The following is a 21,890-nucleotide window of genomic DNA, read 5'->3' as shown; positions in this document are numbered from 1 at the left end:
GTTCATCCTTCGCTATGAGCATCATGGACAGGGGGGATTTGACTCATGAAGGCATTAATTACCGGAGTAACGGGATTTGCCGGCAGTCACTTGGCTGAGTATCTACTGTCACGGGGAGATGTAGATGTCTACGGCACATTCCGATCCCTTACCAAAAAAGAGCAGCTGGGGCACTTGATGGACCGCGTGCATATGGAAAACTGTGAATTAAAAGATCCCCAATCTGTAAATGAACTCATCCAGAAAATAAAGCCTGATCTCATTTTTCACCTGGCTGCACAAAGCTTCGTCCCCACCTCGGTATCGTCTCCTGCGGATACGATGGTGAACAACATTGTCCCACAGTTAAATCTGTTCGAGGCAGTACGGAACCATGCTGTTCCGTGCAAGATTCAAATCGCTTGTTCCAGTGAGGAATATGGTTTGGTCTATCCCGAGGAAATCCCCATTAAGGAGACCAACCCCCTCCGTCCTCTCAATCCATACGCTGTCAGTAAAATTGCCCAGGATTATCTGGGATATCAATATCATCACAGTTACGCTCTGGCGATCATCCGTACACGTACGTTTCACCATACAGGTCCGAGAAGAGGCGAAAGCTATGTAACCTCCAATTTTGCCAAACAAATTGCCCAGATTGAGCTCGGTCTGCAAGAGCCGAAAGTACTCGTCGGCAATCTTGGGGCAATTCGAGACTTCACGGATGTACGAGATATTGTCAAGGCGTACTGGTTGGCTATTACGCAAGGCGAACCAGGTGATGTATACAATATATCCGCAGGTACCCGTTATACCATCGAGGACATGTTAAAGACGCTGTTGGCACTGACTGATGTGCAGGTAGAAATACACGTAGACACCAATCGGTTGCGTCCCTCTGATGTAGATATCGTATTGGGTGACTCTTCGCTATTTCGAGAAAAGACGGGATGGGAACCCGAGATCTCTTTCCAGCAAACGATGGAAGATTTATTGAATTACTGGCGCACTGTGCTACGCCAACAGAGCATCTCTTGAAAACGTCGAGTGGATGAGTAGAAAAAATCAGGAGGGAACTTTTTATGGCCATGCAATCCCTTCCTCTCGTAAGTGTCATCACCCCTTCGTACAATCAGGCACCCTTCATCAAGCGAACGATTGAGAGTGTACTGACACAAGACTATCCCCATATTGAGCATATTGTGGTAGATGGTGCCTCAACCGACGGTACCCAGAGTATTTTACAGCAATACAGTCATCTTGCAGACCGCTTCCGCTACGTTTCCGAACCAGATCGCGGCCAATCCCATGCCGTCAATAAAGGATTACAAATGGCCCGTGGTGAGATCATCGGTTGGCTCAATTCAGATGATACGTATTTTCCCGGCGCGATTCGAAAGGCCGTCGCAGCCTTCCAGCAGCATCCCGAATGGGGAGTCGTTTACGGGAAAGGGCTCCATATCGATGAAAATGACAAAGTGAAATATCCGTACATTTGGATGGAATTTGACAGAAAAAAATTGTTTCATCTCAACCTCATATGCCAACCCGCTGCGTTCCTGCGTAAGCATGCCTTTGAAGCAGTTGGCGGTGTAAATGAGGAGCATGACTGGTGCATGGATTACGATCTGTGGAACCGGATCTCCCTGCATTATCCGATTGGGACGATACCAGAGTTTTTGGCCAATTCCCGTTTGTACAGCGCGTGTAAGACATACGTTTATGAATTGGAGCCAGGGTTTTCCGAAATTTTGAAAACGAGCGTGAAGCATCATGGCACCATCTCGAATGAATGGCTCCATCACTACACGCAGAAGCACTATAAACAAGGAGCATTTTGGTTTCTCCACAAGCTGAAAGCGTATCATGCATTCGGACCCTCTCCCCAAATCATTAGATCCAACCGCTACTCGGACGCATGGGCTCCCCAAAACCTGCGAATGACCATCGAAGCCAGCCATGGACCGATGCATGCTTTGCTTCTCAAAGGAAGCAACCATAATATCGCCCCTCTCCTGCATTTCCATGTCATGAGGAACGGGAAACTTGTACACAAATTCCAAGTTACCCACGCGCGTTTTCAAGTCGTGATTCCCATTACCTCAGAGGGACAGCAATGTGAAGTGAGTATTTTTTGCAGCCAGCAGATCCTTCAGGACCACCCCAACAATCCTGAAGTCAAACGATCTGTTAGCTACCACCTTGAAGAAGTCCTCCCGCTTTCCTACGAGGAGTACCAATTTTATCAGGAATTCACCAAAGGCAAGGCCCATATCGAAAAATGGGTAAATCGCAGAGTCCCTTCGCCTCGAATTTGAATGCGGACGAGAAAGGCAGGTTGACACGAATTGAATCTGGCGAAAAAACGGATTGTGGTTACTGGTGGATCAGGATTTCTTGGAAGCCACGTCGTTCATCACTTGCGCAATTTGGACTGTACGGACATCTTCATCCCTAGAAGCCATGAATACGATCTTCGCAAAGAACATGATGTGAACAAGATGTTGCAAGATTTCCGTCCCGATATCATTCTTCATTTGGCTGCTGTCGTCGGCGGTATCGGCGCGAATCAAAAAAACCCCGGAAAATACTTTTACGATAATTTGATCATGGGGACCCAGCTTTTAGAGCAATCCCGGTTATTCGGTGTCGAAAAATTCGTAGCCATCGGAACCATTTGCTCCTATCCGAAGCATGCGCCCGTCCCGTTCCAGGAAGAAGATATTTGGAATGGCTACCCTGAAGAAACCAATGCTCCATATGGCTTAGCTAAAAAAATGATGCTAGTGCAGTCACAAGCTTATCGCGAGCAATATGGGTTCAATTCCATTTATTTGCTCCCTGTCAATTTGTACGGTCCAGGCGACAACTTCGATTTGGAAACCTCTCACGTCATTCCTGCCATTATTCGAAAATGTGTAGACGCTATACGAAATGCTGAAAAGAAGATCGTGCTCTGGGGATCAGGGAGCGTGACGAGAGAGTTCATCTATGTCGAAGATGCGGCACAGGCGATTATTGCTGCTACACAGCGCTATGATCAATCGGAACCGGTCAATATCGGCTCCGGCCACGAAATTTCCATAAAAAATTTAGCCGAAATCATCAGGCAGCTAAGCGGCTTCCAAGGAGAGATCGAGTGGGATAAAACCAAGCCTGACGGACAACCGCGCCGCCTTTTAGATGTGACTAAAGCAAAAGAACGCTTCGGCTTCGTGGCACAAACTTCCTTACTCGCTGGCTTGGAAAAAACGATTGCTTGGTACATGGCGCATCCTCACGTACAAGGGAGGATCCCTACATGAGAATCGGAATAAATCTGATGTCAGTTATTCCTGGCAAAATCGGTGGAATGGAACAGTATGTCAGGAACTTGCTGGCCTACTCGATGAATACTGGGGACGGACATCAGTGGTTTCTTTTTTTATCGTCACACAATTTCCATACCTTTGAGGCACAAAAAAATGTGCGCAAATTCATGGTCCCCGACCACGGAAATGCACACGCGATGCTCCATTTCTGGATTAACTCCTTACAGTTGAATTTGTGGTTCTGTCCGTTGCTTGTCTTGAATCCAGCTGATGTCACAATCCCTTCTGTTATCAACATTCCTGATATCCAGCACGAGTATTACCCGGAGTTTTTCGATGCTCATTCCTTGCGCTGGCGAAAAGACAACTACCAATCGTCTGCACAGCGTTGCAGTGCCGTGCTGACTCTCTCGGAGTTTTCCAAACAAACGATCCTCCAAAAATTCGAGCTTCCTCCGCACAAAGTACATGCGATCCACCTAGATGCTTCGCGGGAATTTTCCTTGCCGCATAATGAGGCACTCAACCAGCAAGTCATACAAAAGTATAAGCTTACTAGTGACTACGGCTTTTTCCCCGCCAATACATGGCATCACAAAAATCACCTGAATGTATTCAAAGCACTTGTCACTTTGCGAGATAAACACAATATACGAATTCCCATGGTTTTCACCGGTTTTGCTCAAGAGGCACATCAAAACGTCATGAATTACATCACAAATAACCAGCTGTGGAACCAGGTCAAATGGCTCCACTACGTACCACAGGAAGAGATGCCTTACTTGTATCGGAATGCCCAGTTCCTTTGCTTCCCTTCCCTCTTCGAAGGCTTTGGCATTCCACTGGTGGAAGCCATGAAGTCCAACATTCCAATCGTATGCTCCAATGCAGGGAGTATTCCTGAGGTGGTGGGTGACGCTGCTCTCACCTTTGACCCGAATATTTCCGATGATATCGCGGTGAAGCTCGCCCATCTTTATTTGACACCTGAGGCAAGAGCAGAGCTGATTGCCAAAGGCATCCATCAAGCCAAGCACTTTTCGTGGGAGAAATGCGCGCGCGAAACACTGGCTGTCTTTTCTTCCATCGCACGCTAATGTCATTTGAAAGGAGGTCATCTTTGTATGTCACGCATGCAGCAAATTCGGGATACGTGGAGGAAGGAGCGCCGAATCCCGTTCCCATTAACTGAACAAGAAACTTGGGATTTTTGGCTATTGGAAGCACCAACAAACGATTTGAAAAGGTCAAAGATCAAGCATATAGCAAAAACGATGGGCATACGCACCTTGATCGAGACAGGTACGTTTAAGGGCGACATGTTGCAAGCGATGAAACACCATTTCGACTTGCTCATTTCCATCGAGCTGGATGAAGAATTGTTTATAGCGGCAAAAGAGAGATTTTCAGGCGACAGCCACATCCATATCCTCCACGGTGACAGCGGAGAAGTAGTGACCAACCTGATGCACTCTGTTACATCACCTTGCCTGTTTTGGCTGGACGGTCATTACATCCCCCGCTCAACTGAGGCAGCCAAAGGAGACCTAGACACCCCTATCTTGCAGGAGCTGGCTGCCATTCTGCAGCATTTTGTTCAAAATCACGTCATTTTGATTGATGATGCTCGTTGTTTTATTGGTCCCAATCCATTGTTGAACGATTATCCCACTATCCAAGGACTACGAGAATTCGTTCATTCTATTCGTCCAGACCTCTTATTCGTCGTAGGAAATGACATCATCATGATCTACAATCCACTTGAAGGAGCAACGAATTCGATGAAGAAAGTTGACTTTCACCTGCCGTTTGACAACCAAACCTTTACCGTCTATGGGGACGACTCCGATCAAAGCGTCCTGTACTTTATGGAATATTACAAGGGATACTATGAAGACTATGTGATCCTTCCGCTGAAAAAAATCGTACAACCTGACCATGTTTGCCTAGACATCGGAGCGAACATCGGTGCGATCTCACTCGCCCTGAGCTATCTTGCACCCCAAGGCAAGGTTTACGCGTTCGAGCCTTCGGATGCCAATTATCCTTATCTCCTGCGAAACCTAGCCGAGAATCACATCACCAATGTCGAACCACTCCAACTCGGAATAGCTGACCGGAACGGGAACATCCATTTTAATGACGACCCGCGTGGAGGCGGATGGTCTTACATCCCGCATGAGCCTAAAGACGTGGAGAAATCCACTCAATTCATATCATGTGTCAGGTTGGATGACTGGGTAGAACAGAATATGATATCGCGCATCGACCTTATTAAAATTGACGTGGAAGGTTCAGAAGTCGTCGTCTTGGAAAGTGCAATGCGAACGCTTAAGCAGTGGGACCCGGATGTGATCATTGAATTCAACCCGGAAAGCATCAAGGAAAACTTCGGCAGACATCCACTCGTGCTATACACACTGCTGGAAAAATTGTTTTCTCATATCTATATGTTTAAGCGGGACAATACGGTGGTGAAGGTGAAGAACTACAACCATTTACTAGACGAAATGAAACCTTTCCACGCTGATCTGTTCTGTACGAACAAGACCTTCCTCGATTAAGCGTACACGAAAAAACATGGCTGCAGGCTCGCCATGTTTTTTGTTTCGCCGCTATTTGAAATTGGCCATGACCTTTCTCAATCCATCCTCCAGCTTCACTTGATGCTTCCACCCTAATGCTTGCAGTGGTCGAATGTCTGCTTGTGAATGCATGATTTCCAGGTCTTGATAAGCAAGCGATCCGAACTTCAGGACCGTACGTGATCGGGTCATCTGATGAACCAGTTCTACAAACTCGCGGATCGAAGTAGCCGTACCTGTCCCTACCTGGTATTCCGTAAAGCCTGCGGGTAGACGGGTAGCTTGCGCCAGCAGCACACGAAAGGCAGAAACAACATCATCCACATAAATAAAGTCCCTTGCTTGCTTTCCTTCTGTAAGCCTTAGTTCGGGCTGATTTTCGAGACAGCTTTTGATGACAAAAGCGACAAATTTCTTCGTACTGTCATAAGGACCATACATATGCTCCAGCCTGACATTGATGAATTGCAGGGAAGATGTATCTGCTAGGCATTTTCCCCATTCTCGAAACTGACGCTTCGTCAAATTGTATGGTTGTAGATGCTTGGATAATCGGACGGGCGCACTGGAAAAGGTATCTGTATTCAGAAAAACAGGGGTGTCAAAGCGCATAGCCACATCCAGCAGTTTCAGCGGAAAGGTCACATTTGCATCTACCATCGTGGCATGGCTCTCGTTCTTGCGTCCATAACAGGTTGCCGTATGGATGATCGCATCGACTCTCCCCTGCTCGAAAAAAGGAGCTTCCCATTGACCCCGATCCGTATCATACGTAATCAAATCAGGCAATATGTCCTGGATACGCGAGCAATCGGAAGTGCTCCTTTTCAAAATAATGACGGTATGTCCGTCCAATCGTAGCGCTTTTACGAGCTGGCTTCCGAGAAAGCCTGTCGCGCCGGTCACAAGTATCTTCATTTGGGATCGCTCCCCTTCACCTGCTTTATACCCAGTTCAAGTCGATGTTGTGAATTCGTTTTTCTTGCATGACCCTCCGAAAGTGATCGGCTTTCGTTTTCAAGTCTTCGATCAGCCATTCATGATTTTCTACGACGATTTTTTCTATTTGCAGGTGTAAATTTTGCTCCACGTTTTTTTCCAACAGTTCAAATTCTGCCCCCTCGATATCCATTTTGATTAATTTGATCGGACGATTGAGCATTTGGATAAACCGTGTCAAATCGATCACTTCTACCTCTACATACTTTTCCGGATTCGTAACGGGATGATTAGTCAGAAGAGAAGAGGCATAAGCAGACCCTGCCGGATCAGTATGGTAAAGATCATGCAAATGCAAGCGCAGCTTGTCGTTTTTATGCCAAACCGCTTTGTTTATACATACGACATTGGGATAGGAACCAACTCTTTTTTTCAATTCCTCAAATACGTATGGATTCGGTTCAAAAGCAAAGACGAGGGCGCCTTTATCCGCCATTTTTTGAGAAATGACTCCGTAGTTTGCCCCACAATCGATGGTAATGTCCCCGCATCCGATCGGAGAAAAAACCTCTTCACTGTTCTCGTTTAATCCACCCACTCCTGCTTCCTCCTTCATGTTCGGCTGGTTGCCCATGCTGCTTTTCCGGATTTCCACAGTTCTTCTAAGTAGTTTTTATCTCTGAGCGTGTCCATCGGATGCCAAAAACCAGTATGCTTGAAGGCCATCAGTTGATTCGCCTTGGCCAAGCTCTCCAGCGGCTCTTTTTCCAATACCGTCTCATCACCCGCAATATAGTCAAATACGCCCGGCTCCATGACAAAAAAACCTGCATTGATCCACCCGCCGTCCCCCTTTGGCTTTTCCTGGAATCCTCTTACGGTGCTCTCATTGGCAATATCCAATGCTCCAAATCGGCCTGGCGGTTGAGTCGTGGTGATCGTTGCGAGTTTTTTATGCGTACGATGAAATTTTACCAGCTGTTCAATATCAATGTCGGATAAGCCATCTCCATACGTCAGCATGAATGTTTCTTTTCCCACATACTTCTGAATGCGCTTCACCCTTCCACCTGTCCCTGTGTCTTTCCCCGTATCAATCAATGTGACTCGCCACGGAGCAGCATTGTGGTTGTGAAAAGTGACCTGATTGTCATTCCGAAAATCAAATGTCACATCAGAATGGTGAAGGAAGTAGTGCGCGAAATACTCCTTGATCATGTAGCCTTTGTACCCGAGACAGATGATGAAATCATGAAAACCGTACTTGGAATAAATGGACATGATATGACAAATGATGGGCCAATCACCGATCTCAATGAGCGGCTTCGGACGAAGATGCGTTTCTTCTCCAATGCGCGTGCCATACCCTCCTGCTAGGATGACGACTTTCATTGGCTGCGCTCCTTCCTCTTTTGTTCATTGGGCCTTATCTGTATACGCTGCGATTTGGGCCAAACAGATCTCCCTTACATCTTGCTTTTGCTGATAAGCCTTATGCCAAGAAATGATACTGTCCAAGGTCTGCTCGAGTGACCACTTGGGCTTCCAGCCTATTACACTTTTGGCTTTGGAACAGTCCAGCTTTAGGTATTGAGCTTCGTGCCATTGAGGATCGGTTCGCTCTGCTTCAAAGCTGGCACCAACTCCCCATCGCTCACACAATTGCTGGACGATCCACTCTACCGATTTGGCATCTTCCTCATTCGGACCAAAATTCCAGCTCTGGGCGTAATCCTTGCCATTTCCCCACATTTTTTCAGCGAGCATCAAATACCCTGTTACTGGCTCAAGGACGTGCTGCCATGGTCGAATTGCTTTTGGATTTCGGACGGTGATTTTCTCTCCCTTAATCAAGGCACTCAGGCAATCCGGTATCAAGCGATCAAGAGCCCAATCACCCCCGCCGATTACATTGCCTGCTCGCGCTGAAGCAACTGCTACGCCATGCTGCTGATACTGATCGGGGTGAAAGAAAGCATTGCGATAGGAGGCAGTCACTTGTTCCGAACATGCTTTGCTGTTCGAGTACGGATCATAGCCCCCCAACACATCTTGCTCACGGTATCCCCACACCCACTCCCGATTTTCGTAGACCTTATCCGTCGTAACATTGAGGATTGCTTTGATTTTCATTCCGTTCTGCACAGCCACTCTCGCCGCTTCGAGTACATTCACCGTACCCATGACGTTGATTTCGTAGGTTTCCGCCGGATATTGATACGACAAGCGCACCAGCGGCTGAGCGGCCATGTGAATGATGATATCCGGGTTTGCTTGGCTGATCGCTTTTTGAACACTTTCCTTCGATCTGACATCATCAATGATTGAATCAACCAATGAGCTGATTTGGGCACACTCAAAAATACTCGGATTCGTCGGCGGCGACAGCGCATACCCTGTTACCTTCGCCCCTAAATGATGCAGCCATAAGCACAGCCATGCCCCTTTGAACCCCGTATGACCTGTGATCAACACTTTTTTGTCTCGCCAAAACGCTGGATCAACCATCGTGATCACCGTGCTTCCCTATCTGCTCCAGGATCGCTGACCACGTCATTCCCAGTCGAACGATATCTTCTTCCACCAACTGACTTCCCATCTGTACCTCGATGAATTCCAGCTCAGTCGTGGCTTTGATTGCATGTTTGGCTCCTACCGGGATTTGCAATACGTCACCTGGTCCAACCTGGCTCAGCTGATCATTCAAAATGAACTCGCCGCAGCCCACTACGATGATCCATACTTCGCTACGGTAGTGATGGTACTGATAGCTCAAATTTTTCCCTGCGTATACATGGATTCTTTTCGTTAATACTTCCACGTCGTCTTCATTCTTCTGAAAATGCATAACTTGATACCATCCCCAACGCCGCTCTTCATACATTGGGCGCTTTGTCCAATCCGAAGCCAAGTTTTTGACCATATGACTTTGTTCCTTGGAAGAAACGAGGATGCCATCAGGACTGGCTGCCACGATCATATCCGATAAACCGATAGACACGATAGGTATGTCCAATTCGTTGATAACGTGCGTATTCGTGCAACTCTCATCAAGCAAAACCTTCCCGATTGCATTCACGCTCATTTCTTCCGTGAGCGTATTCCATGTCCCTAAGTCCTTCCAGTCTCCCTCATATGGGAGAACAACTACTTTCTCTGCCTTTTCTACAATCTCATAGTCAAAGCTGATGGCAGGCATTTGGCTATATTGCTCAAGCATGCGGTTGTATTCAGTAGGCAATCCTTTTTGCTCCAATTCGCGAATCAGATAGCCCAATCGAAAAGCAAAAATTCCACAATTCCATAGGGCCTTCTTTTCTACTAAATCCTGCGCTTGCTCAAGTGACGGTTTTTCTTTGAAGCTTTTTACTTTTTGATAGGCTTGAGGCCTTTTACCCTGATCCGACTCTGATTCTAGCCGTGGCACAATATAACCGTATTTCGTAGATGGATACGTAGGCTTCACTCCGATTAATGCGAGATTAGCGCCTGATCTGAGTATGACGCTCTCCAGCTCCTTGATCCTGTCCATGAAGCGATCCTCAACGAATGGATCAACAGGCATGATAGCTATGATTTCATCCGGGTCCATTGTCAAAGCAGAGTACAAATAGGTCACCGCTAAAGCAATAGCAGGGAAGGTATCTCGTTTTTCCGGCTCCACGATCAAAGGAACACTTTCTCCAAGTTGGCTTTGAAGCAAGTCAACATGCGAACGACCTGTTGAAATATAAACAGGCTCCGACCAATTGCGGGAGGCCAGCTGCCTCCACACTCGTTGAACCATCGCCTCTGGTTGGGCATGTGCATTGCCTATCAACTTCAAGAACTGTTTGGACCTGACATCATTGGAGAGCGGCCACAGCCTTTTCCCTGAACCACCCGATAGCAATATCAGTTTCACCCAGGCCACCTCTATCCGTTTATCGTGTTGTATGCACCATCGTATGCGTTTGTCGCAGTCGATGCTCTATGGTCCAATGAAAATGGTCAAATAACACGAGGGATGATAGAGGCCTATGAAAACTGAATCCATCGGTTGGAAATATAATCGAAAATGTAAGAACCGGCTTGGGGGAGATAGGGTGCCGTGAAAAATCTCATAAAGTGCTTCATGTATCCTTGAAAATGAAGAGAAAACACCTGCAGATATCGACCTGTTGCCTTATCCTTGCAGCACAAGACACCATTTATCGAGTAAATTTTCTTATAGCCGTACAAATTTTCCACCGTTGTAGCCTGCTGAATATTCCCATCAATGATGCCATCATGAAACAAGCCATTCGTGATTTGGTAATCCTTGAACCTCTCAAGAAACAGCAAGGCCAGCACCATATCTGTAATTAGGGGCTGATTGAATCGTACATGTTCCTTTTTCTTCATCGTGTAATGAACGACTTGCGCGAATGCAATAGGATTGGCAAAGTGAGACTTCATAAACTCGCAATATAGTTCCAGCTTCTGCCTATCTACGAAATTGGTCCATACGAATTCCATCGTAAAGTTGCCAAAGCGCGGATGGTTCACGTCAGTAAACACCATGACATCCGTATCGATATAACAGCATTTCGGAATCTGATGCCTTTCCATAAACGCCAATAAAATAAACCATCTTTGAAAACAAAACAAATTGTACTCAAAGGGCATGAAATGAATATGTTTATAGACTCTCGTCATTTCGCTAGCGGCATGCATGTAATCGTCTATCATTTCGTGAATGACGCCGTTCGTAGCATGCCTCCTGTTTCCTCCATTCCCTATTAGATAGACGGGCGAATGGGGGTTACTTCTTTTCGCTTGCTGCAAGCTGTATGTGAGATAATCATCGTCCCCCCGATGGATGATCACGATGGGCAAGGGCATACTCTTTCCGCCTCCTTTTTCTCCCCATACTTTATGTATGTGACAGACAACGAGAAACGGGCATATGCCTTTTTTCCGAAAACCAGCTAGTTGCCAAGCAACTTTAGACGTGAATGGGACGAAATTAATGCATTTATATCATTTCCCCCAGCTCAGTCCGAACATATCGTATAGGGCAAGCACTCTGCAATGAAGGGGGACATGTCGATGGGAAGATTCTGGACAGATCAGGAAATCCTCGATGAGATCAACAAACGGCGATGGTATCATAAAATCGCACTGCGACCCGGTATTGTCACTCCCGGGATTACGCTTCTGGAAAGTGTATGGAATATGACGAGACAATCCAGAGAATACATCCAATATTCGGGGAAACGCGTCCTTGATCTCGCTAGCTTTGACGGTATGTGGGCTTTTGAAGCGGAGCAAAGAGGAGCGAGTCTTGTCGTTGCTACAGACTGTATGCAACCACTCTATTTGAATTTTGAGTTTTGCAAGAACATCCTGCAAAGCAAAGTTTTGCCGCTGTACAATACCAGTCCTTATAAGCTTTGGGAAGGTCTGCAAGTATTGCTGATGGACGATTTTACAGAACCCCTGCCGTTCCCACATCAAATTCGGCACAATCAATTTGATGTTGTCCAGCATCTTGGTCTGCTCTATCATCTGCGCGATCCGATGTGGACATTGTCGCAATGCCGAAGCGTGATTAAGCCAGGTGGACACCTCTTGTTGGAAACTGCCTGTATTTTGGATACGAATCAATCCATCATGGTCTACAACGGCGCTCCTGGTCAAATGAACCGAATTTATAAGGACGATACGACTTGGTGGTTGCCATCCGTCCTTTGCATTGAGGAGATGCTGAAGAGCACGCTGTTTGAAGTTATACCTGAATCAGTTCGAACCATCCCCTCTGGCAAAATAAACAATTACGATGCAGGTCGCATCAGCCTCGTGGCAAGAGCCATTTCTGGCAGCGCAATTGACCCTAACTGCCACGCGGAATTGCTCCGTATATTCCGCAATCCAGGAATCATTCCAGACTACTTGTAAAATCCGGGTAAATGAAAATCGGGTGCACAAGATCGACAATGCTTGTGTACCCGATTTTCCATTCTTTCATAGTCTGATGGTAGTGCATGCATTTTTTATGATGGAAAGATGGGAGTGAATCTCGTGTCCCACTCACAGCAACCATTCGTGAGTATCATTACCCCCTCTTACAACCAAGGCCGGTTTATTCGTGAGACCATAAATAGCATATTAACCCAGGACTATGTAAACCTTGAGCATATCGTGGTAGATGGAGGTTCGACTGACGATACGCTCTCCATCTTGCAAGAATATGCACAAAAAGATCCGCGCTTCCGTTTTATTTCCGAACCGGATCGCGGACAGTCTCATGCGCTTAACAAAGGCTTGGCATTGGCAAGAGGGGAAATCATTGGCTGGTTGAATTCAGACGACACCTATGTGCCTGGCGCCATAATGAAGGCTGTACACGCTTTTGCGAGTAACCCAGGCTGGGGAATGCTTCACGGCAATTGCCATGTGATGAACGAGTACGGTCAAGTATCCACCACCTACCCGTCAGAACAGGCTGATTCCAAGAAGTTGTATCAGAGCTGTGTGATTTGCCAGCCATCCGCTTTCATCAGAGCCCACGTCTTCAGGCACATGGGGGGCGTAGATGAAAAATTGCAATTTTGCATGGATTATGACCTGTGGATGCGCATCGCCAAATTTTACCCCATCGGTTATCTGCCTCAGTATTTAGGAAACGCTCGAATCCACACAGCGTGCAAATCAGCTACCCAATGGCATTCCGTCGGCGTACCTGAAGTCTTACGATCTCTTGCGAAAAATTATTCATCCATACCCAGCCACTGGATATCGTACGTTCCACAATACAAAGGCATGGGTGTACTCGACCTGTTGAGGCTCTATAAGTCCTTTCCATCCAATACAACCAGAATCACAAGCATGAATCGGGGGATGGACTTGTGGGCGCCTCCTGTCCTGCGCGCGATTGTTGAATCAGATCCTTCTGCACCGGCTCAAATGTTGCTCGTGAAGGGCAAAGTCCCTGGCTCCCCCGTAAAATTGCCGAAGCCCATTATTTTGACTGCGCTTGTAAATGGCGTAAACGTAAAAAGTTATACCGTTGAAAAACCCACCTTTGCCCTCGAAATTCCACTCGATCCGAATGCCACGACGCATCGTGTGGACATCGCGTCTACCAGTATCGGTGTACCGAGCACTCCTCAAGTCCAGCAAAGAATTGTAGGAGGATACATGGCCGAAGAGATCATTCCTCTTTCGTATGACGAAGTGATCGTGTACAAAACTTTTTCGAGGAGCTAACCTTTTAACTCGAGTATAGCTTCGTCTCAATGACAGCCGCCGCTCCGGCTATGGCAAGCAGGAGTAACAACGGATAGGCGGCTGGCACATACATATACAACGCAACGATCAAAGCGCCCACCCAAATTCCCACGCACCAATGGCAGCTCAACAATCTGCCTATCCATTGGCGCATCCTTCCGCCTTTAAATTGAAAGTCCCGAACCATTTGCCCCGACTCATCGGGTACATATAACACCTGATAAAATGGGTTTCTCAGAAAAGACGTGATCTCATCAAAAACAATCAAATGCGTGAGACGAAAGCTTGCCAACACGAGAATGATTAAGTCGATCCAAGAGAGGTCAAACATTCCACCTCCACCTCTTTCCAATATTTTGTGCTTTTCTCATTTGTTCCACATTTAGTACCATTGTGGTGCGACAAATCAGAGAAAGGCGTGATGAGATGAATCGCAACATAAAGAAAATGGCAACGATCCTTTCCCTGTCCGTCCTCGTTACCATGATCGGACAACCTGCATTTGCGAAAACAAGCTTTACCTCTTTGAAAAAAGGGATGAAAAACTCGCGCGTGCTTGAAGTGGAAAAGATGCTCGATGTACTTCATTACGACTACAAGCTGGTAGTGGACAAGACATACAACAGCTACACGGCTTCTAACATCAAAGCATTTCAGAAAAAATACAAGCTGCCGCAAACCGGAATTGTAAACAAAGCCACTTACGATAAACTGAAAAGCGTGTACCAAGCTCGCAACCAAGAGCAGCCGACTCAGCCGAGCACACCGCCCAAGCCTAGCAAGCCTGATGAGTCCAATGATTACGTTACGCTGAAATTAGGTGCTAGTGGTGAAAACGTAAAGGAATTGCAAAAGATGCTCGCTGGCCTCGGATACAAAGTAACTGCTTCGGGTTATTACGATGAATCTACGCGCTTTGCCGTCATGCTATTCCAGTCACGTAATAAGCAAACTTTGACCGGTGAAGCTGACGCCAAAACCTTTATAGCCATAAAAACACAATACAAGAACAATCCAGTACAGCCTAAACCAGATACGAAGCCAACCGTCCCAACAAATCCCACAACTCCCGTAACACCGAGCAAGCCTGAGCAACCACAAAACCCTGGTGCCGGCACGCAAGTTCCTCTTCCCGCTGGTTTGACGGCTGAGGAAAAAGAAATGGTTCAACTCGTGAATCAAGAGCGCACCAGTCGTGGTCTCGCACCCTATCAAGTGGACATGCAGTTGGTGAACGTTGCACGTGTAAAAGCTCAAGAAATGGTAAACAAAGGCTACTTTAGCCACACCTCTCCCACTTACGGCTCACCGTTTCAAATGATGGACACTTTTGGTATTCGTTATATAGCTGCTGCTGAAAATATTGCTCAAAACTACTCTGTAAGCAGCGCTCATCAAATGTTCATGAATTCCTCCGGACACAAAGCCAATATCATGAGTCCGACATACGACTTCGTAGCCATTGCTGTTGTAAATGGCGGTCCGCACGGGAAAACGTTCGTACAAATGTTCTTGAAAAAATAGAAGCGCGGAACGGAAAAGCCATCATTTCAACTGAAATGGTGGCTTTTCTTCCATATTAGAAAGACACGGCGATCCGGTTATTGGCGGAAAAGTGTACCGTCTGATCGTTGCACAGCACGACACCCTCGACGACGATTCCCTTCCCCGCTTCTTGCTTCATAAATGAAATCTGAAAGTTCTGGAACGATTCCGTCGATTCTGGCGCAATGGTTACAGGTTGGATCGGCGCTATCCAGTATTCCCCTCTCTCCATCGCTTGAGTAAACCAATCGTCTTCTAGGTATCTCCATCCTTTTAAGCCCGATGTACCTTGCACGGCCATCGTCTCCACGAGCTTCGGCGGCAATACCTGCCCTCCCATTTTGATCGAATCGACAGGCGAGACACGCAGGCAAACAATTGGATTTTTCAGTTCAACGTTCCCCGTATTTTTCACCTGAAGTGTCCCAATCAACAGGTACGGCTTCTCAACTGATTCAGAGTGAATCAACGTGTAATCAAAATACACTTCTGCCGCTGTACGCAATTCAACCCATTCAGGCACTTCTTCGACCGGATGAATGGTCACTACTTGTTCCAGTAGTTCTTCTTCTGCCAAGATCAACAGCTCTTCCCGTTCACTGTCTGATTCGCTGTTTAATTCGCTGCTTACTTCGCTGTTTTCTTCTTTATTTGAGTCACTGGCCTCAGCACTCGGCTGGTCACTTTCCTGAATCATGATTTGTTCCTCTGCCAATGGCTTTCCATCTACTTCCTGCTGACTTTCCTTGTCAGAGGTAAAGAGCATCGTGGAATAAAACAGCTTTAAAATATTGGGTGGTAAAAACGCCATTGGTTGAATGTGTAATCCATTTTGGAAATACTCCAAAACCCCTGACGCTAAGTGTAGCGCAATTTTTTCCGCATAAATCTTACGCTTGCTCACTTCCGTATAAAGTGGTAGCTGCAACTGGATGTGAACGATCGATGGTTGCTTTTGGTTTTTGATTACTTTATAGTGGCACGGGATTCCTGACTGCTGCATTTCTGTTCGCAAACACTTGACCAGATCTTGCCGCTTATCATCCTCCGCTTGAAAGAAAATCAGTCTCGGTTTTTCCAAGACTCGCATTTCCTTCAAGCTGAAACGTATGGCGACATCCGTATTTTTCGCCAGAGACGGATTGTTTTGGGTTAAGACAACCTCCATTCCGCTATCAGAGAGAAATTTTTGAACGTTCCCCAATACCTCCCACTCGTAGGCGGTCCCTCCTGAAGTAGATATGCCTGTAAAAAGGACACAAACTTTTCCTTTCAACCCCGAATCCAGGTCAACTCTTTTATTCGTCGAATCCCACTTCAATTGAAAGCCATTTTGTTTGCAAAATAAGCGAAACGCTGGCAGAGCCGCGTACGGCATGGTCCCGCCACGTTGACCACTGTAATATACCTCAACATCCATTCCCATCTCTCCTCACGCACTTTCCTTCAGTCCGCGATATTGTATGAATGCCTAGTGTCCAAAGTGAACATTTTTGGCGATGACTGTTCCGAAGAAACGCTTTGCGCATACGATGCTACAGAAAGGAGTGGTCATATGCCCACCTCACAAATGCCCCTGATCTCCATTATCATTCCTGTAAAAAATGAGGGGGACAATGTGCGTTCTACCATCACTTCCCTTTTGAATACAAGAACCACGTATCCATATGAAGTGATCGTAGTCGATGATGCCTCAACTGATAACGGTTGTCACTTTCTACAAGGCCAAGGGCAAAATGAAAAAATAAAATTAATCACAACAGAAGGCATTGGTGCTGCTGCAGCACGCAACTTGGGCGTGAATCACTCACGCGGCAACTATTTCATTTTTTGCGATGCCCATCTGTCTTTTGAAAACTTTTGGATCGATCGTATGATGGAGCTCATTCTTACAAAAAAAGCAGATGGCGTTGCTCCGGGAATCGCTTCCATGACGGAGCCACATAAAATTGGCTATGGGCAAAATCTGAATCAAAAGCTTGAGATCACCTGGTATCCAAAGCCAACAGGCCCGGCACCGGTTGCGATATTACCAGGGGGATGCTTCCTGGTCACTAGAGAAGCTTTTATGAAAGTCGGGGGTTTTGACCGTGGTTTTCGCATATGGGGATTTGAAGATATCGAGTTTTCCATCAAAATGTGGCTCTTTGGATATGCGTGTATGGTCCAGCCATCCGTAAAAATCTTGCATTTGTTTAGGCAAGTTCACCCTTACACAGTTGCACATGAGCACATTTATTACAATATGCTTCGAATGGCGTACAGCCATTTTAACGAGCCGCGGATTGAGGCAGCGAAAAAACTTGTGCTCTACGCAAATGCGAGTGAAATTGCGGATGATGTGCTGACTTGCGGGGCTGCCGCTCAGCGTGTTCGATATACGGCCCAAAGAAAATTCGACGACAATTGGTTCTTTCAAAAATTTCAAATTCCATTCTGACAAGATAGTGACCTAAAAAATAGGCGCATGCTCAACATGCCAAACTCCCGTTGCCCACATAGTATGTAACTGCAAAGCAAACTCCCTAGGAAAGGAAGGATTCTTACGGTGAAACATCACGTGAAGCCCATTATGGGTCGCCAGCTCCCTACACCGACGCCTACAGCAACTCCTCCTATATCGAACAACCTGCAGGAAGAGTGCATTCGCGTCAATAAGGTGTATGACTGGGTAGTATTAGCGAACAGCTACCGAAACAAGATTGCCCTTCCCGACGATTGTCAAGCTCTGGTAGACGCTGCCATTCGTGCAGGGCAAGATATCACGATCTCCTGCGTTGAGCCAGTTACTCCTGGTCCTACTTGCAGAGTCGTCAGTATTCGCCGCGAGAACATTATAGTCAATGGGACCACTGTTCGGGTCGGAGTCGTTCGCTTCGTATTCGGAGCTACTGTGCTCGTTCGCGTCTTCGCAGACGGAACACCTCTCTGCGAATTCACAACGACCGTACAATTCGATCAGGAAGTCGTTCTCTGCCTGCCTGAACCGCTTGATGAGGACAATATCTTGTGCCGAATCAGTGCTTTCGAGTGCTCACCAACCGGTACTGTTCTCCTCGGTGGCATGGTTCAACTCGACGTCATTGTCTGCGTAGAGATCCAGGTAGAAGCAGAAGTCAAACTGGAAGTATTGGCGAAATTCTGCTCTCCACGTCCAAACAACATTCCAATTCCATCGCCAACGCCATCTTTCCGTTGCCCGCCGATCACATTCCCACCACAATGCCCACCAATCTTCCCAGTACGCAACTGCGATTGCCAGGCGTCCGTCAACGCGTTGGTACCAAACGTCTCCATTTCTATTGGTATCCCACTCGCCATTGCCGTCGGTACGATCCAGCTCATCGCGGATATCTGCCCAAGCTGCGATCCATCCAGCAGCTCGTTTACCTTTAACTTCTTTGATGCTCTCCTGCCTGATGTCCTTGGCGATCAAAGCTTCAGCTTCTCGCCAACGACTATCAGCTCGCCGACATGCATTACCGTACTGCCTATCCTGCCAATTGTGACAGGTCTGGTAGTAACAGGTACTGGTGTACGGACATTCACAGCAACAGGCGCACAAGAAACGCTGACCTACTCTCTGACACTCGCCGAAACAGGACTCGGCTTGCCAGACGTTATCATTCTGACGCTCACCGACTCTTCTGGTGTCCTCGTCTTCAGCGCCACAATTACAGTCGTTCCAGACGAACAATTATTGGTTGCCGATTGCATCACATTCGGGGATATTGTCATTACCACTCCGTAAGAAAAAAATATTCGTTTCCAATCAGGCGGGAGAAGACTAGCACTTCTCCCGTTTTTTCTATAAATGAACCCGTCACTACAATACAGGCACCAATTCCCACCCCGTACATATGTCTATATGGGAAAGCCAGACGGAAAAAGGAGGACAACACTGTGTACAAAAGGAGAATCTCCAATGCAAACAAGTCGAGAGAAAATGAGAAGCTCCTCCTGCTAAAAAAACAAGCACACTACTACGAAGAAAAAACAAACCAACTCATGCAAGAAGTGTGGCACCTACAAAAGCTGATAGAGGAAACATCCCAAAAAAACGAAGCATACAGAGAGCAGCTTGGACAATTAAACCAGAACCTCCACGATTGGGACAGCAAAGGGGCAGAATGGAAGCAGCGCTTGAATGATTCACAAAACATGCTTCAAGAAATGAAGAGCAAGCTTGACTACTACGAACATCTCCTGAAACAACGCGAAAATGCCATAACCGACCACCAGGAAACAGAGGCAAAACTAAAGAGTTCGATCGACAGCTTGCAAACCGAGATCAGAGAGCAACGAAAAGGTCCACGGCTTGAAGAAATCATGTCCAAACATCAAGCACAGGAAGCACACTTGCGCGAGCACATTGAATTGCTCCAACGACGAGTACAAAGCTTCGAACAAAAAGAGGCACAATGGCAAAAAGCGTTACATGAGCAAGATCAGCAACAGCTGAGTCAAATCGAGGAGATCCTGCATGAACGCCAGCAGCATTTAGACATGATCGCGCATCTGGAGCAGCAACAACTTACATGGAAACAAGCTTTGGATCATGTAAATGAAGAGTTTGAGAGTGCGCAGATGAGACAGCACGAGCAACTATCCAGAATCGAATCATTGAATCAGCAGTTGGAGGACGCACGAGCACGGGAAGAGCGGACACTCTCTGACCTACAGCAGCTTACAGAAGGAAGTGCAAATTGGGAGCAGCGCGAGCAGGAACTCCAGGTGCGAGAGCATAACCTCCACGCATTTGAGCATAGTCTCACGGCACAGGAGCAGGAACTTCTCGATCTTGAGCAAGAGTTGCTGGGGCAAGGGCAGGAACTGCACTCCCTAGCGAGCAGCCTTCAGACGAAAGAGCAGGATCTACTCTCTTTCGAACAAGACCTCCAATCGAAGGGGCAAGAACTGCATTCTCAGACGCAACACCTACAAAAACGGGAACAGAAACTTCTCGATCTTGAACAAGAGCTTCAGACGCAATGGTTAGAACTGCATTCTCAAGCGGATCACTTGCAGACGAAAGAACAAGAACAGCTCACTCTCAATCAAGAGCTTCAGGGGCAAAACCAAGAACTGCATTCCCTAGCAGATAAACTCCAGACGAAAGAACAACAGCTGCTTGTTACAGATCAAAAGCTCCAAGCTAAGGAGCTGGAGCTGCATTCTCAGACACAGGAACTTCAAGCACGGCAGCAGGAACTTGTCGGTCTTGAGCAAGAATTGCTGGGGCAAGGTCAAGAATTGCAATCCCTAAAGCATAGCCTGCATACCAAAGAACAAGAACTGCTTGTTACCAACCAAAAGCTCGAGGCTAAGGAGCTGGAGCTGCATTCTCAGACACAAGAACTTCAAGCCCAGAAGCAGGACCTTCTCGGTATTGAACAAGCGTTACAAGCGCAAAGACTAGAAATGCAATCTCAGGCACAAGACCTCCATGCACGGGAGCAGAAACTTCACGGTCTCGAACAAGAGCTTCATACTCAAGACCAAGAACTTCAATCATTAGCGCATAACCTCCAGACGAAAGAACAACAGCTGCATTCTCAAACGCAAGACCTCAACGTACGGGAACAGGAACTTCTCGGTCTCGAACAAGAACTTCAGACCCAAGGGCAAGAACTTCAATCCCTGGGTCAAAATCTGCAAACGAAAGAACAACAACTCACGTCCAAAGAGCTAGAGCTGCATTCCCTGACGCAAGGCCTCAACGCACGAGAACAGGAACTTCTCGATTTTGAGCAAAAACTCGAGTCTAAGGGACTAGAACTACATTCTCTGACGCAAGAACTCAATTCACGGGAACAGGATCTTCACATTCTCGAGCAACAGGTTCAGACACAAGGGCAAGAGCTTCAATCCCTAGCTCACAGCCTGCAGACGAAAGAACATCAGCTCACTTCCAAAGAGCTAGAGCTGCATTCCCAGACGCAAGACCTCAACGCACGGGGGCAGGAACTTCTCGATCTCGAACAAGAACTTCAGACGCAGGGCCAAGAACTTCAATCCCTAGCACATAATCTCGAGACGAAAGAACAACAGCTCCAGTCCAAAGAGCTAGAGCTGCATTCCCAAACGCAAGGCCTCAACTCACGGGAACAAGACCTTCACGTTCTCGAACAAGAACTTCAGACGCAGGGCCAAGAACTTCAATCCCTAGCGCTTCATCTCGAGACGAAAGAACAACAGCTCCAGTCCAAAGCGCTAGAGCTGCATTCCCAAACGCAAGGCCTCAACTCACGGGAACAAGACCTTCACGTTCTCGAACAAG

The 21,890-nt window shown here is 46.9% G+C and carries 18 protein-coding genes and 1 pseudogene; 11 read left to right on the top strand and 8 right to left on the bottom strand.

Features of this window, described 5'->3' with window-relative positions; genetic code table 11:
• Window positions 1-45 precede the first annotated feature (45 nt).
• The 5 genes from ACQ5DJ_RS24300 to ACQ5DJ_RS24280 are packed head-to-tail and all read left to right on the top strand — an operon-like array spanning window position 46 to window position 5,854.
• Entirely contained in the window at window positions 46-1,017 is a 972-nt protein-coding gene (locus ACQ5DJ_RS24300; protein WP_429844666.1) for a GDP-mannose 4,6-dehydratase, read from the top strand.
• A gap of 44 nt (window positions 1,018-1,061) precedes the next feature.
• The gene (locus ACQ5DJ_RS24295; RefSeq protein ID WP_429844665.1) at window positions 1,062-2,297 is read left to right on the top strand and encodes a glycosyltransferase family 2 protein; all 1,236 of its coding nucleotides are present in this window, start codon (window positions 1,062-1,064) and stop codon (window positions 2,295-2,297) included.
• Between the two features lie 30 nt (window positions 2,298-2,327).
• Complete coding sequence (locus ACQ5DJ_RS24290; RefSeq protein ID WP_429844664.1) at window positions 2,328-3,284, top strand: GDP-L-fucose synthase family protein; 957 nt, start codon at window positions 2,328-2,330, stop codon at window positions 3,282-3,284.
• Window positions 3,281-4,387, top strand: a complete 1,107-nt coding sequence (locus ACQ5DJ_RS24285; protein WP_429844663.1) for a glycosyltransferase family 4 protein — start codon at window positions 3,281-3,283, stop codon at window positions 4,385-4,387. Before ACQ5DJ_RS24290 ends, ACQ5DJ_RS24285 begins: the two co-directional genes overlap by 4 nt.
• A gap of 27 nt (window positions 4,388-4,414) precedes the next feature.
• Window positions 4,415-5,854: an FkbM family methyltransferase gene (locus ACQ5DJ_RS24280; protein ID WP_429844662.1), complete on the top strand. Its 1,440-nt coding sequence runs from the start codon at window positions 4,415-4,417 to the stop codon at window positions 5,852-5,854.
• A 51-nt stretch (window positions 5,855-5,905) separates the two neighbouring features.
• Here the strand turns inward: ACQ5DJ_RS24280 and ACQ5DJ_RS24275 are convergent, their stop codons facing one another.
• The 6 genes from ACQ5DJ_RS24275 to ACQ5DJ_RS24250 form a co-directional block, all read right to left on the bottom strand.
• Window positions 5,906-6,793: an NAD-dependent epimerase/dehydratase family protein gene (locus ACQ5DJ_RS24275; protein WP_429844661.1), complete on the bottom strand. Its 888-nt coding sequence runs from the start codon at window positions 6,791-6,793 to the stop codon at window positions 5,906-5,908.
• 25 nt (window positions 6,794-6,818) lie between these two features.
• The gene (locus ACQ5DJ_RS24270; protein WP_429844660.1) at window positions 6,819-7,412 is read right to left on the bottom strand and encodes an FkbM family methyltransferase; all 594 of its coding nucleotides are present in this window, start codon (window positions 7,410-7,412) and stop codon (window positions 6,819-6,821) included.
• Between the two features lie 14 nt (window positions 7,413-7,426).
• Complete coding sequence (rfbF, locus tag ACQ5DJ_RS24265; RefSeq protein ID WP_144616844.1) at window positions 7,427-8,206, bottom strand: glucose-1-phosphate cytidylyltransferase; 780 nt, start codon at window positions 8,204-8,206, stop codon at window positions 7,427-7,429.
• Window positions 8,207-8,230: 24 nt separating this feature from the next.
• Complete coding sequence (rfbG, locus tag ACQ5DJ_RS24260) at window positions 8,231-9,322, bottom strand: CDP-glucose 4,6-dehydratase (protein WP_429844691.1); 1,092 nt, start codon at window positions 9,320-9,322, stop codon at window positions 8,231-8,233.
• Window positions 9,315-10,718: a sugar phosphate nucleotidyltransferase gene (locus ACQ5DJ_RS24255; RefSeq protein WP_429844659.1), complete on the bottom strand. Its 1,404-nt coding sequence runs from the start codon at window positions 10,716-10,718 to the stop codon at window positions 9,315-9,317. The genes rfbG and ACQ5DJ_RS24255 overlap by 8 nt, the downstream gene beginning before the upstream one ends.
• A 113-nt stretch (window positions 10,719-10,831) precedes the next feature.
• Entirely contained in the window at window positions 10,832-11,677 is an 846-nt protein-coding gene (locus ACQ5DJ_RS24250) for a hypothetical protein (RefSeq protein WP_429844658.1), read from the bottom strand.
• Between the two features lie 207 nt (window positions 11,678-11,884).
• On the opposite strand from ACQ5DJ_RS24250, the gene ACQ5DJ_RS24245 reads away from it, so the two are divergent.
• A complete protein-coding gene (locus ACQ5DJ_RS24245; RefSeq protein WP_429844657.1) occupies window positions 11,885-12,733 on the top strand; it encodes a DUF1698 domain-containing protein in 849 nt (282 codons plus the stop codon).
• A gap of 123 nt (window positions 12,734-12,856) precedes the next feature.
• Window positions 12,857-14,044, top strand: coding sequence for a glycosyltransferase family 2 protein (locus ACQ5DJ_RS24240; protein WP_429844656.1), 1,188 nt, complete (start codon window positions 12,857-12,859; stop codon window positions 14,042-14,044).
• Window positions 14,045-14,048: 4 nt separating this feature from the next.
• Here ACQ5DJ_RS24240 and ACQ5DJ_RS24235 read toward each other — a convergent pair whose 3' ends face one another.
• On the bottom strand, window positions 14,049-14,396 hold the full coding sequence (locus tag ACQ5DJ_RS24235) for a DUF1360 domain-containing protein (protein WP_429844655.1): 348 nt from the start codon (window positions 14,394-14,396) through the stop codon (window positions 14,049-14,051).
• Between the two features lie 95 nt (window positions 14,397-14,491).
• Between ACQ5DJ_RS24235 and ACQ5DJ_RS24230 the strand changes: the two genes are divergently transcribed.
• Complete coding sequence (locus tag ACQ5DJ_RS24230; protein WP_429844654.1) at window positions 14,492-15,589, top strand: peptidoglycan-binding protein; 1,098 nt, start codon at window positions 14,492-14,494, stop codon at window positions 15,587-15,589.
• Between the two features lie 55 nt (window positions 15,590-15,644).
• Here the strand turns inward: ACQ5DJ_RS24230 and ACQ5DJ_RS24225 are convergent, their stop codons facing one another.
• On the bottom strand, window positions 15,645-17,030 hold the full coding sequence (locus ACQ5DJ_RS24225) for a hypothetical protein (protein WP_429844652.1): 1,386 nt from the start codon (window positions 17,028-17,030) through the stop codon (window positions 15,645-15,647).
• Between the two features lie 135 nt (window positions 17,031-17,165).
• Between ACQ5DJ_RS24225 and ACQ5DJ_RS24220 the strand changes: the two genes are divergently transcribed.
• The 3 genes and pseudogenes from ACQ5DJ_RS24220 to ACQ5DJ_RS24210 form a co-directional block, all read left to right on the top strand.
• Window positions 17,166-18,050 (top strand): glycosyltransferase family 2 protein, encoded by an 885-nt coding sequence (locus ACQ5DJ_RS24220; RefSeq protein WP_429844651.1) that lies wholly within the window; start codon window positions 17,166-17,168, stop codon window positions 18,048-18,050.
• Between the two features lie 108 nt (window positions 18,051-18,158).
• A complete protein-coding gene (locus ACQ5DJ_RS24215) occupies window positions 18,159-19,361 on the top strand; it encodes a hypothetical protein (RefSeq protein ID WP_429844650.1) in 1,203 nt (400 codons plus the stop codon).
• Window positions 19,362-19,513: 152 nt separating this feature from the next.
• Window positions 19,514-21,890 (top strand): annotated as a pseudogene (locus ACQ5DJ_RS24210) (hypothetical protein); the annotation flags it as partial.

This window comes from Brevibacillus sp. FIR094 (assembly GCF_050477165.1).
Classification (GTDB): Bacteria; Bacillota; Bacilli; order Brevibacillales; family Brevibacillaceae; genus Brevibacillus.
This window is presented reverse-complemented; position numbering and strand designations above follow the sequence as displayed.

Excerpts from the sequence above, each read along its gene's own strand:
- ACQ5DJ_RS24225 (WP_429844652.1), bottom strand. The coding sequence starts at position 17,030 with ATGGATGTTGAGGTATATTACAGTGGTCAACGTGGCGGGACCATGCCG.
- ACQ5DJ_RS24300 (WP_429844666.1), top strand. The coding sequence starts at position 46 with ATGAAGGCATTAATTACCGGAGTAACGGGATTTGCCGGCAGTCACTTG.
- ACQ5DJ_RS24230 (WP_429844654.1), top strand. The coding sequence starts at position 14,492 with ATGAATCGCAACATAAAGAAAATGGCAACGATCCTTTCCCTGTCCGTC.
- ACQ5DJ_RS24250 (WP_429844658.1), bottom strand. The coding sequence starts at position 11,677 with ATGCCCTTGCCCATCGTGATCATCCATCGGGGGGACGATGATTATCTC.
- rfbF (WP_144616844.1), bottom strand. The coding sequence starts at position 8,206 with ATGAAAGTCGTCATCCTAGCAGGAGGGTATGGCACGCGCATTGGAGAA.
- rfbG (WP_429844691.1), bottom strand. The coding sequence starts at position 9,322 with ATGGTTGATCCAGCGTTTTGGCGAGACAAAAAAGTGTTGATCACAGGT.
- ACQ5DJ_RS24235 (WP_429844655.1), bottom strand. The coding sequence starts at position 14,396 with ATGTTTGACCTCTCTTGGATCGACTTAATCATTCTCGTGTTGGCAAGC.
- ACQ5DJ_RS24220 (WP_429844651.1), top strand. The coding sequence starts at position 17,166 with ATGCCCACCTCACAAATGCCCCTGATCTCCATTATCATTCCTGTAAAA.
- ACQ5DJ_RS24295 (WP_429844665.1), top strand. The coding sequence starts at position 1,062 with ATGGCCATGCAATCCCTTCCTCTCGTAAGTGTCATCACCCCTTCGTAC.
- ACQ5DJ_RS24245 (WP_429844657.1), top strand. The coding sequence starts at position 11,885 with ATGGGAAGATTCTGGACAGATCAGGAAATCCTCGATGAGATCAACAAA.
- ACQ5DJ_RS24280 (WP_429844662.1), top strand. The coding sequence starts at position 4,415 with ATGTCACGCATGCAGCAAATTCGGGATACGTGGAGGAAGGAGCGCCGA.
- ACQ5DJ_RS24275 (WP_429844661.1), bottom strand. The coding sequence starts at position 6,793 with ATGAAGATACTTGTGACCGGCGCGACAGGCTTTCTCGGAAGCCAGCTC.
- ACQ5DJ_RS24285 (WP_429844663.1), top strand. The coding sequence starts at position 3,281 with ATGAGAATCGGAATAAATCTGATGTCAGTTATTCCTGGCAAAATCGGT.